General features: G+C 40.5%; 19 protein-coding genes, 1 pseudogene and 1 riboswitch. Of the genes and pseudogenes, 15 read left to right on the forward strand and 5 right to left on the reverse strand.

Annotated features, from left to right (window positions below):
• Positions 1–224: 224 nt before the first annotated feature.
• From CD004_RS10655 to CD004_RS10670, 4 genes are all read left to right on the forward strand, one after another.
• Positions 225–443 (forward strand): hypothetical protein, encoded by a 219-nt coding sequence (locus tag CD004_RS10655; protein ID WP_041965053.1) that lies wholly within the window; start codon positions 225–227, stop codon positions 441–443.
• A gap of 212 nt (positions 444–655) precedes the next feature.
• Complete coding sequence (locus CD004_RS10660) at positions 656–1,846, forward strand: hypothetical protein (protein WP_102262740.1); 1,191 nt, start codon at positions 656–658, stop codon at positions 1,844–1,846.
• A gap of 12 nt (positions 1,847–1,858) precedes the next feature.
• Positions 1,859–3,094 carry a Zn-dependent hydrolase gene (locus tag CD004_RS10665; RefSeq protein WP_102262741.1) on the forward strand — a complete coding sequence of 412 codons (1,236 nt, stop codon included), beginning with the start codon at positions 1,859–1,861 and terminating at the stop codon, positions 3,092–3,094.
• Positions 3,094–4,269 (forward strand): M20 family metallopeptidase, encoded by a 1,176-nt coding sequence (locus CD004_RS10670; RefSeq protein ID WP_102262742.1) that lies wholly within the window; start codon positions 3,094–3,096, stop codon positions 4,267–4,269. Before CD004_RS10665 ends, CD004_RS10670 begins: the two co-directional genes overlap by 1 nt.
• A 38-nt stretch (positions 4,270–4,307) precedes the next feature.
• On the opposite strand, the gene CD004_RS10675 is transcribed toward CD004_RS10670, so the two are convergent.
• Positions 4,308–4,526: a hypothetical protein gene (locus tag CD004_RS10675; protein WP_102262743.1), complete on the reverse strand. Its 219-nt coding sequence runs from the start codon at positions 4,524–4,526 to the stop codon at positions 4,308–4,310.
• A 726-nt stretch (positions 4,527–5,252) separates the two neighbouring features.
• Between CD004_RS10675 and CD004_RS10680 the strand changes: the two genes are divergently transcribed.
• The 5 genes from CD004_RS10680 to CD004_RS10700 all read left to right on the forward strand — a co-directional run bounded on the left by CD004_RS10680 (position 5,253) and on the right by CD004_RS10700 (position 9,466).
• Positions 5,253–6,686, forward strand: coding sequence for a glycoside hydrolase family 1 protein (locus tag CD004_RS10680; RefSeq protein ID WP_102262744.1), 1,434 nt, complete (start codon positions 5,253–5,255; stop codon positions 6,684–6,686).
• 136 nt (positions 6,687–6,822) lie between these two features.
• A complete protein-coding gene (locus CD004_RS10685) occupies positions 6,823–7,368 on the forward strand; it encodes a GNAT family N-acetyltransferase (RefSeq protein ID WP_102262745.1) in 546 nt (181 codons plus the stop codon).
• A gap of 2 nt (positions 7,369–7,370) precedes the next feature.
• Positions 7,371–7,922 (forward strand): GNAT family N-acetyltransferase, encoded by a 552-nt coding sequence (locus tag CD004_RS10690; protein WP_102265070.1) that lies wholly within the window; start codon positions 7,371–7,373, stop codon positions 7,920–7,922.
• An 18-nt stretch (positions 7,923–7,940) separates the two neighbouring features.
• The gene (locus CD004_RS10695) at positions 7,941–8,879 is read left to right on the forward strand and encodes a GNAT family N-acetyltransferase (RefSeq protein ID WP_102262746.1); all 939 of its coding nucleotides are present in this window, start codon (positions 7,941–7,943) and stop codon (positions 8,877–8,879) included.
• Positions 8,880–8,923: 44 nt separating this feature from the next.
• On the forward strand, positions 8,924–9,466 hold the full coding sequence (locus tag CD004_RS10700; protein ID WP_102262747.1) for a GNAT family N-acetyltransferase: 543 nt from the start codon (positions 8,924–8,926) through the stop codon (positions 9,464–9,466).
• Positions 9,467–9,498: 32 nt separating this feature from the next.
• Here CD004_RS10700 and CD004_RS10705 read toward each other — a convergent pair.
• Positions 9,499–10,283 (reverse strand): annotated as a pseudogene (locus CD004_RS10705) (SDR family oxidoreductase).
• Between the two features lie 219 nt (positions 10,284–10,502).
• On the opposite strand from CD004_RS10705, the gene CD004_RS10710 reads away from it, so the two are divergent.
• The 4 genes from CD004_RS10710 to CD004_RS10730 all read left to right on the forward strand — a co-directional run bounded on the left by CD004_RS10710 (position 10,503) and on the right by CD004_RS10730 (position 14,390).
• Positions 10,503–11,210 (forward strand): DUF4230 domain-containing protein, encoded by a 708-nt coding sequence (locus tag CD004_RS10710; protein WP_102262748.1) that lies wholly within the window; start codon positions 10,503–10,505, stop codon positions 11,208–11,210.
• A gap of 728 nt (positions 11,211–11,938) precedes the next feature.
• Positions 11,939–12,496, forward strand: a complete 558-nt coding sequence (locus tag CD004_RS10720) for a YdhK family protein (protein ID WP_102262750.1) — start codon at positions 11,939–11,941, stop codon at positions 12,494–12,496.
• 385 nt (positions 12,497–12,881) lie between these two features.
• Positions 12,882–14,048 (forward strand): TraB/GumN family protein, encoded by a 1,167-nt coding sequence (locus CD004_RS10725; RefSeq protein WP_102262751.1) that lies wholly within the window; start codon positions 12,882–12,884, stop codon positions 14,046–14,048.
• 135 nt (positions 14,049–14,183) lie between these two features.
• Positions 14,184–14,390: a hypothetical protein gene (locus CD004_RS10730; protein WP_158651536.1), complete on the forward strand. Its 207-nt coding sequence runs from the start codon at positions 14,184–14,186 to the stop codon at positions 14,388–14,390.
• A 383-nt stretch (positions 14,391–14,773) separates the two neighbouring features.
• On the opposite strand, the gene CD004_RS24060 is transcribed toward CD004_RS10730, so the two are convergent.
• Positions 14,774–14,929, reverse strand: coding sequence for a hypothetical protein (locus tag CD004_RS24060; RefSeq protein WP_170029969.1), 156 nt, complete (start codon positions 14,927–14,929; stop codon positions 14,774–14,776).
• 66 nt (positions 14,930–14,995) lie between these two features.
• Complete coding sequence (locus tag CD004_RS10735) at positions 14,996–15,475, reverse strand: hypothetical protein (RefSeq protein WP_102262753.1); 480 nt, start codon at positions 15,473–15,475, stop codon at positions 14,996–14,998.
• Between the two features lie 141 nt (positions 15,476–15,616).
• Between CD004_RS10735 and CD004_RS10740 the strand changes: the two genes are divergently transcribed.
• Entirely contained in the window at positions 15,617–16,429 is an 813-nt protein-coding gene (locus CD004_RS10740) for a DUF2935 domain-containing protein (RefSeq protein ID WP_102262754.1), read from the forward strand.
• Between the two features lie 56 nt (positions 16,430–16,485).
• On the opposite strand, the gene tenA is transcribed toward CD004_RS10740, so the two are convergent.
• The gene (gene tenA / locus CD004_RS10745; RefSeq protein WP_102262755.1) at positions 16,486–17,157 is read right to left on the reverse strand and encodes a thiaminase II; all 672 of its coding nucleotides are present in this window, start codon (positions 17,155–17,157) and stop codon (positions 16,486–16,488) included.
• A gap of 78 nt (positions 17,158–17,235) precedes the next feature.
• A riboswitch (TPP riboswitch) is annotated at positions 17,236–17,346 on the reverse strand.
• Positions 17,347–17,519: 173 nt separating this feature from the next.
• On the opposite strand from tenA, the gene CD004_RS10750 reads away from it, so the two are divergent.
• The gene (locus tag CD004_RS10750) at positions 17,520–17,735 is read left to right on the forward strand and encodes a hypothetical protein (RefSeq protein ID WP_102262756.1); all 216 of its coding nucleotides are present in this window, start codon (positions 17,520–17,522) and stop codon (positions 17,733–17,735) included.
• The last annotated feature ends 209 nt before the right edge of the window (positions 17,736–17,944 follow it).

Genomic DNA, 17,944 nt, shown 5'->3' on the forward strand with positions numbered 1-17,944 from the left:
TGAGAACCAATAGACGGTATGGAGCAGCACCAAAAACTAGATTTATAGGTAACCAATAAGCGTAATTGGTGCCCTAATAAAGCCGAATTCAAAAATATAGGTAGCATGATTGGTTACCTAATCCACGAGAAAGGTTCATTTATCCATGAATGGTTTTTATTTCCTGGAATCACCTGCATCATCCCTGGGTAAAGAAAGGTAATTCCTAAGAAGGGGTGATAAAGATGAAGACGAAAGTGAATATGTCAAAAGAAGAGCTATTTAATCAAATCCAGAATAGTGATGGGAACTTAAGAATTTCGTCTGTGTCCTCAACTGAAGAAGGGGAAGAAGTGATCGCCCTGGCTAAGCACCTTGAACTTGAAGGCAAAATCGTTCTATTGGAATACTGCTTGGATAAGAAGCCATTGGCTGTTTCCCTGAAAACTAAAAATCCTGACTAAAATATAAATTCAACTGGCGAGCCGCTCTTATAGTGGTTCGCCTTTTTATTTACTAGGTAATAAGAACCAAAAAAGGGAAGTAAACGTTTTCTTTTAAAAATTTTAAAATTTATAATTGACTGAATATTATATCTATATTATTATCGTACCTAATACTTTTTTCTTTCGCAAAGCGAAGCGTTTAAGTAAAAAAGAAATTGGGGGGATTCATGATGTCACAGATGTTAGCTTTGGTTATTGTTGTATTCATTTTACTAGTAGGTGATTTAGTTGCTGTTAGGACGAAGGCATGGATTCCGTCCATGTTCGTTTCAGCTGTCCTGTTCCTGATTGGGTACTGGACGTTTTTCCCGAAAGAAATCGTAGCACTTGCTGGTGTGCCATCTGCAGTTGCTGTGATGATGATGTATTTGTTAATAACAAATATGGGAACATTGCTTTCGATCCAGGAATTGAAAAATCAATGGAAAACGATTGTGATAGCTTTATCAGGTATTTTAGGAATAGTAGCCGTACTATTGAGTGTCGGAACACTCATTTTTGGATTCCAGACAATGGTTGTTGCCGTACCACCTTTGGTTGGTGGAGTCGTTTCCGCCTTGATCATGTCTGAAGGAGCAAAGGAAGCAGGTCTGGCAACACTGTCGGTATTCGCGATCGTAATCTATGTCATGCAGGGATTTGCGGGATACCCATTAACCTCACTTGTACTGAAAAAAGAAGGCAAGAGACTTTTAAAGCAATATCGTGAGGGCAGTCTTGCAGCAAATGAAGTGGCTGCAACTGTAGAAACCACCGCACCACCTATTGAATTAAAGCTTTTTAAAAACCTTCCAGAAAAATATAATACTGAATTCTTTAAGTTTTTCAGGCTATCACTGGTCGCTTATTTAGCATACCTAACATCAACATTGCTGGCTCCAGTCGTCTCGGTAAGCCCGTTCGTACTTGCATTATTATTTGGAGTCATCGCAACAAGCGTAGGATTCCTGGAAAAGCAGGCCCTGCAGAAGGCCAATGGATTTGGGATTGCCATTCTAGTCTTAATGTTATTCATTTTTGATGGATTGAAGCAGGCTACACCAGGAATGCTCCTTGATATCATTGTTCCGCTGCTTGGTGCAATTGTCCTTGGCATCGCAGGAATGTACATATTCTCATTTATCGTCGGCAAGTTATTGAAGGTAAGCAAAGAAATGGCCTTTGCAGTATCATTAACAGCACTTTATGGTTTCCCTGCAGATTATATCATCACCAATGAAGTCATCAATTCTTTAACCGAGGATGAAAAAGAAAGAGAAGCATTGACCAGCCATATGCTGCCACCAATGCTTGTGGGCGGTTTTGTAACCGTCACGATCGTATCGGTTGTACTTGCCGGTATCTTTGTAGGATTCTTGTAAGAAAAGAGGGGAATGAGATTGGTAGAATTAAAGGAAAGTATTGAGCATCATATTAACCAAATCAGTGAGTACACTGCGACTCCGGGTAAAGGAACGACAAGGCTGACATACAGCCAGGAGGATCTAAAGACTCGCAATTATATAAAAGGAAAAATGAGAGAGTATGGGCTCGAGGTTAGAGAAGATGGCTTCGGTAATATTTTTGGCAAACTGGAGGGAACCCTGAAGGACGCACCGAGCGTGATGGTCGGGTCGCATTTTGACTCGGTCCCTCACGGCGGCTCCTATGATGGACCAGCTGGGGTTGTTGCCGCTCTTGAGGTAGCAGCACTCTTTGTTAAAAATAACTTAACCCCCAAGTATCCTCTCGAAGTCGTTGCATTGGTTGAAGAAGAAGGAGCAAGGTTTGGCGGAGGCCTTATGGGGTCCCGCGGGATGGTCGGCTTGCTGGGTGAAGAAGAATTTCAGAACCTGAGAGACACAAACGGTATTTCCACAGTCGAAGCAATGGTTGAAATCGGGCTAGATCCATCGCTTCCGAAAAAAAGAGATATGAAAACGATAAAGGCTTTCCTCGAGTTACACATTGAACAAGGCCCTATTTTAGAAGAAAAAGAGATTCCTATTGGAGTTGTCGAGGCGATTGTTGGACTGACTCAGCTGGAAGTAACCATTAAAGGCCAGGCAGGTCACGCAGGAACCACCCCAATGGACCGCCGTGCCGACGCACTGGTAGCTGCGGCTAATATTATCGGTCGTTTGCCAGAACTTGCTGAAGAAGAAGGGGAAGGAACGGTCATCACTACTGGTCGTTTGAATGTTTATCCGAATGGAGCCAATGTGATTCCAGATCATGTAGTCTTCTCGGTTGATATTCGCTCTGGAAAGGAAGAAAACGTCCTGAATGTCATCGAGAAAACAAAGAATCTAGTACATTCTGTTAGTAAAAATGGAATTCAAACATCCGTTGAGCAGCTCTTATATATCCAACCGAAAGAACTGAATCGGGATATCCGCTCTCTATTAAAAGAGAAAAGCGAAGCGTTGGAAATACCGTATTGTTCAATCAATAGTGGAGCAGGGCACGACGCTATGGTTTTATCCGACTATACAGATGCAGGAATGCTTTTCATTCCAAGCAAAAATGGACTTAGTCATTGTCCGGAAGAATGGTCAGATTCAGAAGACATAGCTAGAGCGGTAGGGATCTTTTACGAAACATCCAAGATCTTAACGGAGGCGGAATGATGATAAACGAGAGATTAAAAGAAGCTATTACGGAATACAAAGACGAATTAACAGAGCTGCGCAGGAAACTTCACAGCGAGCCGGAAGTGTCATGGGAAGAATATAAAACCACAGATATTGTTTGTGAATACCTGGACCAATTAGGAATTTCATATAAAAGAACCGAACCAACCGGTGTCATTGCTGAAATCAAGGGCGGCAAGCCGGGCAAGACTGTCGCCTTGAGAGGGGATATGGATGCACTTTCTGTAGAGGAACTAAACAAGGACCTGCCTTACGCTTCAAACGAAGATGGTAAAATGCATGCATGCGGACATGATGCCCACACTGCCATGTTGATGGTCGCTGCAAAGGCTTTGAATGAAATCAAGGATGAGCTTCCAGGAAATGTCCGTTTATTGTTCCAGCCTGCTGAAGAGGTAGCAGAAGGAGCCAAAGCTCTGGTAAAACAGGGTGCAGTCGAAGGAGTCGATAACGTTTTCGGCATCCACATTTGGTCGCAAATGCCGACTCATAAGGTGAGCTGCACTCCGGGACCATCCTTTGCCTCGGCTGATTTATTCAAGGTCACTTTTAAAGGAAAAGGTGGCCACGGAGCGATCCCGCAGGATTGTATCGACACCGCCATCGTTGCATCATCCTTTGTCATGAACGTCCAATCTGTGGTGTCGAGAACGATTGACCCGCAGCAAGGTGCAGTTCTTACTGTCGGTAAAATGGTGGTAGGAACTCGATTCAATGTCATTGCCGAAAATGCTGTGATTGAAGGAACAGTGCGCTGCTTCGACCCTGCAACACGTGACCACATCGAATCCCAGCTAACACATTATGCTGAAAGTATAGCGGCTTTATATGGTGCTACAGCAAAAGTGGAATACACGCGTGGGACACAGGCAGTCATCAATGACGAGGAAAGTGCTATGCTTGTTCAGCAAGTCGCATCTGAGTCATTCGGTGAGGATGTCATCTATCATGAAAAGCCAACAATGGGTGGGGAAGACTTCAGTTTCTATCTTGATGAGGTCCCAGGCAGTTTTGCCCTCGTCGGTAGTGGAAACCCAGATAAAGATACAGAATGGGCTCACCATCATGGGAAATTCAATATTGATGAAGACGCTTTGGTAACGGGAGCAGAGCTTTATGCACAGTATGCCTGGGCTTTTTTGAACAAATAATAAGAAATGGAGAACCTTCGCGGTTCTCCATTTCTTATTTATCGCTTCTTCTTTTTACCAGGGTCGGCCGCTGCGCCAGGTTTCGCTTTCGCTTCCAAAGTGACTTGAACATGGTACGTTTTCTCATCGATTTCCGTCACACTCGCAACCTTACCTTTACGCCCCTTGATTCTCAGATCCTCCCCAACTACAGGTACACGCTTAAGCAACTGATTCAGCATTTCATTTTTCTGCTCATAAAAATGGACAACAAACACTTCAATCACCTTTTTCTAGAGTATTGGCTTTCCTATCACTAAGATATTGAAAGGATGCTAGGTTTAGAACTGTTTAATAGAAGGAATTTTAGTAGGGTTGTTTTTTTGCGCAGCGGGGAAACATTAGTAGTGAGGAATTAAAGAAATGTATAATGAGATATTGAATTAGACACTATTGAAAACCTGTCAAAACTAAGCTGGAATCATGACAGGTTCACGGCTGGAAAGCGAAAAGCTGTCAAGAAAAAGCCGGAATCGTGACAAGTTCACGGCCGCTAAGCGAAAAGTTGTCAAGAAAAAGCCGGAATCGTGACAGGTTCAACGCCACTAAGCTAAAAGTTGTCAAGAAAAAGCCGGAATCGTGACAGGTTAACGGCCTCTAAGCGAAAAGCTGTCAAGAAAAAGCCGGAATCGTGACAGGTTCACGGCCTCTAAGCGAAAAGCTGTCAAGAAAAAGCCGGAATCGTGACAGGTTCACGGCCTCTAAGCGAAAAGTTGTCAAGAAAAAGCCGGAATCGTGACAGGTTCAACGCTACTAAGCGAAAAGCTGTCAAGAAAAAGCCGGAATCGTGACAGGTTCACGGCCTCTAAGCGAAAAGCTGTCAAGAAAAGCACGGAATCGTGACAGGTTCACGGTCACTAAGCGAAAAGCTGTCAAAATCAGGCAAGCTCGTTTGGTCTAAAATATTCAAGTGGAAGCGTATAACCTATATGGAGGTACTAACCATGAAAACGTATAAATTCCCACAAGGTTTTTTATGGGGAGGGGCTACGGCTGCCAATCAAATTGAAGGTGGATTTAAAGAAGGGAACAAGGGTTTGAATGTCGCGGATGTTCTGCCAGGGGGAAAAGCCAGATACGATATTTTAACAAAACCAGGTTTCGACTTTGAAATCAAGCCAGACCAATACTACCCGAATCATGAGGCGATCGATTTTTACCATCGATATAAAGAGGATATTGCATTGTTTGCAGAAATGGGGTTTAAGGCGTTTCGTATGTCAATCGCCTGGACACGGATATTCCCGAATGGCGATGAACTAGATCCTAATGAAGAGGGACTGGCTTATTATGATCGGGTTTTGGATGAATTACATAAACATGGGATTGAGCCTGTTGTGACAATTTCCCACTATGAAATGCCGCTTCATTTAGTAAAAGAATACGGCGGCTGGCGTAACCGTAAAGTTATTACTTTCTTTGAAAGGTATGCCACAACTATCTTAAATCGTTACAAAGACAAAGTTAAGTACTGGATGACGTTCAATGAAATCAATAGCGCGCTTGTGATGCCGATCAACGGCCTGGGATTTTCGATTGAAAAAGAAGAGGATCGATATCAGCCAACCTTCCAGGCATACCACCATCAATTAGTCGCAAGCGCAATTGCAGTCAAAGCTTGCCATGAGATTATTGCAGAATCGCAGATTGGGTGCATGATTCTGTTTGCGCCTGTTTATCCTTTTGACAGCAATCCGGAAAATGTCCTACACGCACTAAAGGAAGAGCAGATTTTCAATTATTTTTGCGGTGATGTCCAGGTGCGGGGAGAGTATCCTTCCTTCATGAATCGATACTTTAAAGAACACAATATTCAATTGGAGATTGAGGAAGGTGATCTTGAGTTATTGAAGGAGGGCACCGTTGATTACGTTGGATTCAGCTACTACATGTCGCGTACGGAGAAAAAGAAAAAGGCTGATGAGGATGCTTCAGAAGGTAATATCATTGGGGGAGTGCGAAATCCATTCCTTGAAGTAAGCGACTGGGGATGGGAAATCGACCCGGCTGGATTGCGTATTAGCTTGAACAAACTATATGACCGTTATCAAATTCCTTTATTTGTCGTTGAAAATGGCCTGGGAGCCTATGACAAACTAGAAGAAGACGGCAGCATCGTTGATGACTATCGTATTGACTATTTGCGCGAGCATATTAAAGCCCTGGGCGAAGCGATTGAAGATGGAGTGAATTTGATGGGCTATACTAGCTGGGGATGCATTGATATGGTCAGCATGTCCACTGGCGAGTTCTCGAAAAGATACGGTTATATCTATGTGGACAAGCAAGATGATGGCAGCGGAACGTTAGAACGTAAGAAGAAAAAGTCATTCTTCTGGTATAAAGATGTGATAAAAACTAACGGAGAAAAGTTATAAAAGACTTTTAAAGTGCTGCCAGCTATGTTGGCAGCTCTTTTTTTATAGAAGAAAGTTTTTAGCAATAAAAGGAAAAAGTGAATCTTTTGTCGAATAGTATCTCTTTATAAAATTAACATAATAAGGAGGCAAATTTATGTTTTTATATAAAATAGATGAACAATTATCATTAAAACTGACAGAGGTATCGGATGCAGACCGCCTTTTTGAACTAACTGAAAAAGCTCGTGATTATTTAAAAGAGTGGCTTCCATGGCTAGATTTTACTACGGACGTTGAAGATACTAAAGAATTTTTAAAAGGAACGATGAAAGGTTACGCTGAAAATAAAAGCATGACGACGGTTATTTTATACGAAGGAGAAATCGTGGGAACAGCAGGTTTCAACAGTATTAACTGGTCAAATAAAACTGCTTACATTGGGTATTGGCTCGGGCATGAATATCAAGGCAAAGGGATCATGACCAGAGTTGCCAGTGCATTGACTGATTATGCCTTTGACCATTTGAAGTTGAACAAAGTTGAAATCAGAGCTGCGGAGGAAAATAAGAAGAGCAGAGGAATTCCTGAAAGGTTAGGCTTTGTAAAAGAAGGCAGGATCCGGCAGGCCGAATGGTTATACGATCACTATGTAGATCATGTTGTTTATGGAATTTTAGCTGTAGAATGGGAAAAACATTAGAAATGGCAAAAAGTAGGATTAGTGTGGTATATCAATACGGCAGTTTAAAAGTTCGTAGATTAGAAGAAAAAGATAAACACTTATTATCAAAATGGCTTTCTACTCCGGAGGTTCTTAAATACTATGAAGGCAGGGATAATCCATTCGATTTAGAAAAAGTCGAAAGGGTTTTTTACTCTTCAGACGACGATGAAGTTAAATGCATTATTGAGTATGAAGGTAAGTCAATAGGCTATATTCAATATTATGAATTGGATGAGGATACTAAAAAAGAGTATGGGTATGAGAGCTGTAGAATTTTCGGAACTGATCTGTTTATCGGTGAAGTCGACTATTGGAATAGAGGCATTGGAACTTTGCTTGTTTCATCCATGACGGAGTTTCTAATTGATGGTATGAAGGCTGTAAAAGTTGTGATGGATCCTCAAGTCTGGAATGAACGAGCAATAAAATGCTATGAAAAGTGCGGGTTCAATAAAGTTAAATTACTGCCAAAACACGAACTTCACGAAGGAGAACTCCGTGATTGCTGGCTGATTGAGTGTACGAAATAAAAAGGAGGTGTTAGTTGAATGGACCTAAAAATCATCCCCTTAACCTCCAAAAACTTTTCGGAAATTGTACGTGAAACTAGTTCAGAGTTACCTAACATAAATACCATTAAAATGCTTGAAAAGAAGGCTACTAGAGAAACGATTCAAAAAATTTTGGGAGTGATTACTCCAATTGGCAGATTAATTGGATACGGCATGTATGTTTCTGGCCCATGGGATCCTATTTTAGAGCCGGGATACGCTGAGGTTTTTATTAAGGTGGATCATGAATATCGTAATCGGGGGATTGGGAGCTGGTTATTAACTGACATAGAAGATATTGCCCATAAGAACAAGTCCAAAGTTCTCCAGACTCAAATCCAGGATACAAAGGAGAAAGACCTGAATTGGGCTAAAAAGAAAGGCTTTGACATAACCAGCCATGTTTTTGAATCTCAATTAGAGATTTCTCAGTTTAGCAAGGATCAGTATAGTTCTATTTTTAAAAGTCTAGAATCATCCGGAATTCGTTTTACTACTTTGGATGATTGCTCAAAGGATAAAGATACTCAAAATCGGTTTTGGGATTTCTGGTGGCAGCTTGTGACTGATGTTCCAGGAATGAAAGGAAAGCATCGTCCGGATAATGATAGAATGATAGCCTTGTTGAAAGATTTTGATAAGAAGGGCTTTATTTTAGCGGTTGATGGCGATCAATGGATTGCTATGTCTATGATCGTAAAGGAAAATGAGGATGTCTACTATAATTCGATGACTGGAGTAGATCAGCGATACCGTGGAAAAGGGCTTGCCCAGGCGGTAAAAATAAAAGCGATTGAATATGCCTTGCAAAACAAAGTGAGATATATTCGGACCCATAACAATTCCAAAAATGCACCAATGCTTTATGTTAATAGAAAGTTAGGTTATGAAGAAAAACCCGGAATTTACGGCTTAACAAAGCAAATTGGAGATTAATCATCACTGAAGAAGTATTTGATTATTGTATTGGGGGACTTGGTATGACCTTTGATCAAGAAAATAAAACAATTACTACTAAAAGGCTATTTCTTCGGATGTTTCAAAAATCCGACGCTGCAGATGTTGCCAAGCTCTGTAATAACTATAATATTTTTAAAAATACTTTGTACCTGCCTTATCCCTACAGAATAGAAGATGCTTTATTATGGATGGAAAGCCATCTTGAAAATTATGAAACTAGTAAGTCATACGAGTTCGCTGTCACAGATAAGGAAAGTGGAGAATTATTCGGCGCTATAGCCTTATCTAACCACCAGAGGTTCAATCATGGTGAAATAGCTTACTGGATTGGTGAAGAATACTGGGGAAGAGGATATGCAACAGAGGTAGCAGAAGCAATCGTGCAATTTGCGTTCAATGAAAAGAAATACCATAAAGTATTTGCTCGCTGCTTTCATTCCAATCCGGCTTCAGGACGTGTTTTGCAAAAGTTAGGAATGAGGGAAGAAGGTATTTTAATTGACCATGTCATGAAAGAAAACCGTTATGAAGATTTAGTCCATTATGGGATTATTAACACATAAAAAATGCTCAGGCAACCCTGAGCATTTTTCCTTTATAACAGCGATTCCGCTCCATCTATATAGACTTCTGTGCCGGTAATATGCGAAGACAGGTCAGATGCTAGAAAGTAGACGAGGTCTGCTACTTGTTCTGGCTTTCCGGCGTGTTCTTCCAGTGGTTGATTACCTTTAGGATATTCTACTGGGATTTTGATTTTTTCTAGTTCATCCTCTTGCGGGAAGGTGTTTTTCCCTATGTTAGTTTCAATAGCACCCGGACAAATGATATTGACCCTTATTTTATATTGCGCAAGTTCCAGTGCTGCCATTTTACCGAAACCGGTTTGACCGATTTTGGAAGTACTGTATGCAGACATCCCGAAATTCTTATAAATTCTGTTTCCGTTATTTAGCTCGTGATGATGATGCTGCCGCCGTGATTCTTCATATGTGGGATTGCATATTTTACTGTTAGGAAGGTTCCTTTGAGGTTCGTGTTGATGGTTTCGTCCCAATCCTCTGGAGCCAGGTCTTCTATTGGGGCAATGACACCATTGATGCCAGCATTGGCAAATACGATATCGACTCTTCCCCATGCAGCAACAACCTTTTGATAGCTTCGTTCCATTTCTCTTGGATTTGCAATATCGCATTCGATGATCAGTGCGCTTCCGCCAGACTCTTCAATTGACTCCTTAACATCCCTGGAATTCTCTTCCTTCACATCGATTAAGGCAACTTTTACACCCTCCTTGGCCATTTTTATAGCTGCAGCTCTTCCAATTCCGGAGCTGGCACCTGTTATTAACGCGACTTTTCCATCTAGTTGACTCAAAATAGCTGCCTCCTTTCCTGGTGATACGAATATTTTTAACTATGCCCCATTCTCTGAAAAATAAAACAGTGGAAACTAGCAAACTGTCATTCTATGAAACTTTTTCCATGCTTGTTCGTAATAAATAATAAGCCTCCTTATAATTGGAGGATTTTTCATCATCTGGATTTGTCGATTGAAAGGGTAATTTGTAATTTTTCGGTGATACAGGAGGTTAAATACATGGACAAGCAGGAAAAAGTTATTACTAAGCTTGATGAACTATTGACTGAGATAAGGGCGGGAAGAGAGGAAAGCTCGGCTACTCTGGCTGCACATCCAGCGAGGTCATCAAAGATTAGTACAATTAGCAGGATTCTAATTGTTTTACTTTTCATAGCTTCAGGCATAGGTGCTGGATTCTGGTATGTTACGGGGAGCACAGGCAAGGCTGAGTCGACTGTATTCATTGAACAAGTACACGGTTTGGCAACGTTGGCCACGGCAGAGGCACATGTGAAGGTAATCCTTGAGCAAGAAGATAATGAGTTATTCGGGGAGAAAATTAACCTTAATATACCGGGGACAAAGCGTGAATTGCTATTGATCGTTCCAGCAACTGTGATAGCGGGTGTTGATTTACAGTCTATTGACGAAGAAGAAATAAGGGTTGATGACGAGAAGAATGTTGTAGAGATTGCATTGCCTGATGCAAAATTCATTCAGGAGCCAGCCATTGAAATGGACAAGGTAAGGACATTTTCGGATGAAGGCCTTCTCCGTGGAAAAGTACAGTGGGATCAAGGATTCGATTTAGCCGCTATAGCCCAGGAACAAATTAAGCAGGAAGCAATAGAGGCGGGTATTTTACAAAAAGCAGATGAAAATGCTGAAAAAGTATTGAAGGAATTTTTCGGACACTTGGGATATAAGGTCATTATAAATAGATAATAATGTTATGTAAATTGGATCTAAAATTGAGCCGTTCAAAAAACCGGTAATTGAGTAAACCGGTAATTGAGTAAAACATTAAAATTATCTACTCCTTTTAAAAATATATTGTTCTTCTTAAATATTTTCATCCATCTTGTAAATATTATTAATAAACCCAAGTGTTGGACATGGTAGCGAGTCACTACAGAACTTAGCCATTTGACAATAGATTAAAATGAGGTGAAATGGATGAGAATTTGCGAAGTTTGTGGACGGAAGGATGTTTCAGAGAACAAGGAAGAAAAGCTTTTTCAACCCGTTAGGCTTCATGTATGCGAGAGCTGCAAGCAGAACCGTAGGATGACACCTCTTGGTGATTGGGCATTCTAAATGGATCCAGGCGAAGGCCTGGATCTTTTATTGTATAAGTAATTATAAATTCAATCTTGCTCCAGCGCTAGCTGTTCTTATAAAGGTAAAGGCTTTCAAAATCGAGAGCCTAGTTTTCATCCAAGCCGTCAATAGAGACAAGCTGTCTTTCTTCATGTGTTCTTCAAGGTGAATAACAGAAAAATTACTTTTAAAAATCTTATTGACATAGATTTTCCTTATTTTCATGGTATAACAGGGATTTACCTATTTTTAAGGTGATTAAATCTCTTTGGATATTTGTTATTCAGCTGCTCGATAAAATCTGCACAAATTCATGATATATATTTCTTATAAAATGGGGAGGGAAAGTTAGTATGAAACTAAACAGTAGGTTAGTAATGGTATTATTATCAATTACCACGGCACTATTTTTAACAGCTTGCTCTGGTGAAAAAGAAAAGTCAAGCACTGAGGATCACAACAGCCATGCAAATATGGAGCATTCGGGATCAGGCGAACTGCCTGAAGGTCTAAAGGAAGCCTCGGACCCAACATACAAAGTTGGCAGCAAGGCTATCATCACGGACGATCACATGCCAGGCATGGATGGGGCAGAAGCGGAGGTCGTCGGTGCATATGATACCGTCGTCTATTCGTTATCCTATGACCCTACGAATGGTGGAGACCGAGTGGAACAGCATAAGTGGGTCATCCATGAAGAACTGCTTGATGCCGGAGACAAACCGTTAAAGGCAGGGGATGAAGTTACGATCAATACTGATCATATGGAAGGAATGAAAGGAGCAAAAGCGGTTATTGATTCAGCTGAAGAAATGACAGTATATATGGTCGATTTTACGCCAACAGATGGCTCTGAGAAAGTCACGAACCATCAGTGGGTAACCGAAGACGAACTTTCTCCTGTTAAATAATATCGAAGATTGCCAAAATCATGCAGGATTGTCCCTCATTTAGTATGGGTATATAAGTACTAAGAAATGAGGAGGGATAACTCATGACAAAACTAATAAAGACAGCTATCAAATGGGGACCAGTTCTATACCCAATCGTGAAAAAATTGATAGATAGTAAAAAATCAGCAAAACTGAAGAACAGCTATTCAAAATAATTTTCAAACGAAAGACCGTACAGGTGTCATAAGCTGACGATTGTGCGGTCTTTTTCTCTTTGCGCCAAATGGCAGAAAGGTAAATAATCTTTATATTTCAGACTATTGTTCATGTTATAATGGTAAAATGAATCATAAACTATGTATATAAAGTTGGCTTGCATGGGTCTAGTAAAAGGAAGGTATCTATGGGCGAGGAAAATATAACGAGAATTGAAATGAATGGCAAGGAATACATATTGATTGGAACTGCACATGTATCCAAGCACAGTGCGGAGCAGGTGAAGGAAGTAATTGAAGCTGAGAGACCGGATTCTGTCTGTGTAGAATTGGACGAGCAGCGCTATAAGACGATCTCCGAGGGTTCAAAGTGGCAGGAGATGGATATCATCCAGGTCATTAAAGAAAAACGGGCTTCTTTATTATTGATGAACCTCGCTATTTCGTCTTTTCAAAATCGGATGGCGAAGGAGCTTGGGATCAAAGCAGGACAGGAGATGATCCAGGGGATTGAATCCGCAAAGGAAGTCGGAGCTGAACTTGTTCTAGCAGATCGAAATATCCAGATTACTTTTTCAAGGATTTGGGGAAATCTTGGCTTGAAAGGAAAGGCCATTTTGCTCAGCCAGATCATTACGAGTATCTTCAGCCGGGACAGCATCTCGGAGGAAGAATTGGAAAAGCTGAAGGATCAGGATACGATCAACGCGATGCTGAATGAATTCACTGAGACATTTCCACGGTTGAAAAAGCCATTGATTGACGAGCGTGACCAATATTTAGCTCAGAAAATCAAGGAAGCGCCTGGAGAAAAAATTGTCGCTGTCCTGGGGGCTGCACACGTACCAGGAATCAAAGAAGAAATAAAAAAAGAGCATGATTTGAATAAATTAAGAGCGATACCGCCGAAATCCAATTGGCCAAAAATCATTGGCTGGAGCATTCCTGTATTGATCCTTGCTATCATCGTCTATACTTTTTTAGCTAACCCATCTGCGGGTTTTGCGCAAACAGTCAGCTGGATCTTATGGAACGGAAGCCTTTCCGCCCTGGGAGCTGCCATCGCAATGGGGCATCCACTGACCATTTTGACAGCATTTATAGCAGCACCGATCACTTCATTAAATCCTTTGCTTGCTGCGGGCTGGTTTGCCGGTTTGGCACAAGCGTATATCCGCAGGCCGAGTGTTAAGGACTTTGAGACACTATCTGAAGATGTTTTTAGTTTAAAAGGATTTTGGCGAAACAAAGTCAGCCGAGTGTTGCTGATCGTTGTACTTGCCAATCTGGGAAGTTCACTTGGAACCTTCATAGGCGGCGCTGATGTCATCAGGGTCTTTATTGAGAATTTATAAGGATTAGAACGAAATCTACATGATTTCGTTCTTTTTTTAAGTTTTGCGATTTAAAGAAGAAAATTGATGAAAAAAAAGGAATTCTGTTACATAAAATGGAATAAGAAAAGGAAAAGTTTTTACAGGAGTGATATTTTGAACGTCTTAAAACCTGCCATGTCGATTTCGATCTTAATTCATTTTCTATACATACTAGGTATTCTGTTTTTTGCTAACTATAAGAACATTGCTTTTCCTCAAGGTGAAATTCCAGTCTTTCTGCTGTTTTCAACTTTCGTTTTTGCGGCAATAATCAGTTTGATTCTCAGGGCAATTGGCAACAATACAAAATTAAAAAGCTAGAGTAGTCCTGAAGACCTTAACTAGAAATAGGCAAAAAAAATCATCCTCAATGGTAGGATGACAAGAAGATGAACGTACAACCGTAAGGCGGAATAGCTATTTCGCCTTGCTTTTTGATTTCTTTTGAAACTCAGACTGACGCTTTGCATCCTTTTTAAAAGCTTCCATTGCCTTGCTGTACAACAAACTCACCTTCAGCACCTCCCCATATCATTCTTATTACGTTCGTTCCCCGTGTATACTATTCTAAAACTTAAATTTGAAACAAATATTTAAAAAGATATTTGCTATTATGTTCCTTCTGAGAAGGGAGAGAAAGACCGTTTACTTTTAACATCCTGAGTAATGAAGAAAAGACGCCCGGATTAATGGACGTCTTCCTGTTACTTTTTATTTACTTGTTTCCCGCTTTTTTTCTGGCTTTGAGATTTGGAATTTCCTACCTGAAACTCGGCGCCCAGCTCAATGTCATTTCTTTTATCATGCTTTTCAGTTTGTTCTCTTGTTTGATCCCTATTGTGCATACCTTGTCTTGCCATTCAATTCAGCTCACTTTCGTTTGGATTATCTAAATGGCCTTATTATTATGTTCATTTTAAAAATAATTATTGATGTGTACTATCTGAATACCCTCGAATGACTTTGTCGTAAAATACCTGAAATCCATATAGAACTAAGGTTTTGAATAGGAACACAATCGATAATTGGAACTTGGTTAGCCGAACCAATGAGACATAGCCAAATTTCTTGAAGATGTCCACAGCGTAATAAGTAAACAGCGAGTCAATCAAGATATTGACCAATAAATACAGGTTGAATTTTTTATAGGTGTATTTCATGATCCAGAAGGAGCCTATAAAAAACGGACCCCAGATTAAAGGCAGTTCACCCAATACGTTTGGTTTAATTTTAAACGGGAACCACCACCATTTTCTCTTTTCAGCTAATCTTCCTTCAAACATTAAATAAATTCCCATGAACAATGTACCGGGCAGGAACTTCCTGAACGTTTGTTTACCTAGAAGAGGCAGCGAAAGCCAGGGCAGGACAGCCATTAAGAATATGTAAAGTTTTAGATTTCTCATTAGCAACACCTTTTGGTAGAGAATATGGATTGTTTTTCTTAGTATCTCAAATCAGGCTAAAAGTATTAAATATTTCTTGATGTCATCATTTCTTTCTTTCTTGAACAGTAAGTATAAGAGTAGGAAAAGGAGGGGAGAGATATGATTTCTCTTTGGGATGAACATTCATTTTGGGTTGAAATGCTGCGGGATCACGCTTATTTTGTCAGGGACGGGTTGTCAGTGAGTGAAACGGAGTATGTGAAAATTGCTCAGCAATTCATTGGTTTATATGATGACCTTTTAGCTCATTTGCAGTCAATACCGCGACAATCTGGCCACCAGGACAGTCAGATGATTGAATTTTCGAGAAAAGCGTGGAAGGTCGTTAAAAACTATTATGATTTTGAAGGTACTCTACAATCATTAAGGATAGATAATAAAGTAAACCTTAGTCTGTCGCCAACCTATTTAAACGGTACCTTGAGTGAAAACCAGGAATATTTACGGATTTTGAACTATCTTGTGCAGGGCCAGGAACCAGTGCGGCTGTCAGCAACTCAGGTTATGGACCTCTGGCTTGAAGATCAACTCGGTCACGCGGTGCTTTTTGAAAATCTGCTTGACCCGATCGAAGTTGGAGCCAACACAGCAGTACAAGAATTTAAAGGCAGATTCCAGCTATATATTGTCCAAAATCATCATTTGAAAAATTATTTACGGGTTAAACAGCCAGGCTTTGCCCGACAACAGGAATTCATTTATGAAGTAGGGAATACGACGCTGGAAATGAATCAGTTCATTAAAAATATGGTAGAGAAATACAAAGGAGATACGCTTTTGAATAAATCCAATCTTCGCTTTCTGGAGCATCACTTTCCAGAAACATGCTACTTTCTCGCCAGTTTAAGCTACTATGAACCAAGGTTGCAGTCTTTAGTAGGAAATTGTTCTTTATCGAAGCCATCTTTTTAGTAAAAATAATTGATTAAAACAACGGGCAGAAACCCGTTGTTTTTAAATGTCATTTTTTAGTTTGTAACGGGCCATTTTTCTTGATTGTAGGCCATATCCCAGAACATGAATTCATACTGGCTGCTGATGTTAAAATGCTGTTTCATTTTATCTTGTTCTGATTTTGAGGCTTCGATTGCCAGCTGATCAAGTCTGCTTAGCTGCTCATTTACTAACTCACTGAACCAATCTCCGCCATATGCATTAATCCATTCTTGATATATTTGGACATTAGGAGTGCAGTCCTTTAACAATTGTCCAATTTCATAGTAAATCCAATAGCATGGCAGGATCGCTGCGATGATTTCAGCCAGGCTTCCGGAAGCAGCAACGCGATAAAGGTGTGATGTGTAGGCATAGGCAGTGGGAGATGGGACGAACTCTTCTAATTCTTGTTTTGTTACACTCAATTGCTTTAGGAAATTTTCGTGCAGACCAAGCTCAGCCTCATAAGTCCCCATCGAATGAGCAGCCATTCTCGAAGTCGTGAACAAATCAGCTGCTCTTGACGCTCCGATTGCCTGTATCCTCGCAAAATGGGAAAGATAATAAGAATCCTGTAACACATAATAGCGAAAGGACTCCAATGCTAAATTTCCATTAGCGATTCCCTTTATAAAAGGGTGGTCAAAATTTGCCTGCCATATTGGTTCTGCTTGTTTCTTTAATTCTTCAGTGAATTTTTTCATTTGAAGCTCCTCCTCATCCTTTTTAACCCAATAAAAAAACCACTTTCAAGAAAGTGGTTGAATTGGCACAACATAAAAACGTCCCAAAGTCCACTTTCCTACGCTGGTGTAAACCAGATCAGGTTCCAAGGGTCTCAAAGTCTCACTTTAATCTCAGCCTTTAATTCAAAGGCACCCCTAGTGGTAAAATTTTGTTATTTAATTCTTCATTAATCATAATAGCATGGCGGGTAGAAGAGTCAAGCAATATGAGAAAAGGTAAATTGTGAAAAAATTTAGAGTTAATTGTGAACATTATGTGACATTTTTTATTAAATTCTGTTAATATAAAAAATACAAACGAAATAGTGGGGGAATGAGAAGTGGGAAAACTTCTTATGTACTTTTATTTAATTGTTGGTTTATATTGTCTTGTAAGCGGATTCTTGGCATTGCTATCACATGGATTCCAGCATGCTGTACTATCACTGTTCCTTGCGGCATTTAACTTCGCGATGTTTTCTTTATTCCGGAAAGAAGGTAAGCTGCCCCGTTTACGCCTGATCAAAGGACGGAAAAGCGAGATGGCTAAGATTTAGTTCATGAAAAGTGAAGCTTGTTTAAGTAGCGGCAAGTTCGGGCAACATTCAATTGCATCAAGTAAAAGCTGTCCGAAGTAGGGGAATGTTCGGACAACTTTCCGGCCACACAAGCAAAAGCTGTCCGAAGTAAGGGCAAGTTCGGACAACTTTCCGGCCACTCGAGCAAAAGCTGACCGAAGTAGGGGCAGTTCGGACAACTTTCCCGC

It is taken from the genome of Mesobacillus jeotgali (genome assembly GCF_002874535.1).
In the GTDB taxonomy this organism is placed as follows: Bacteria; Bacillota; Bacilli; order Bacillales; family Cytobacillaceae; genus Mesobacillus; species Mesobacillus jeotgali.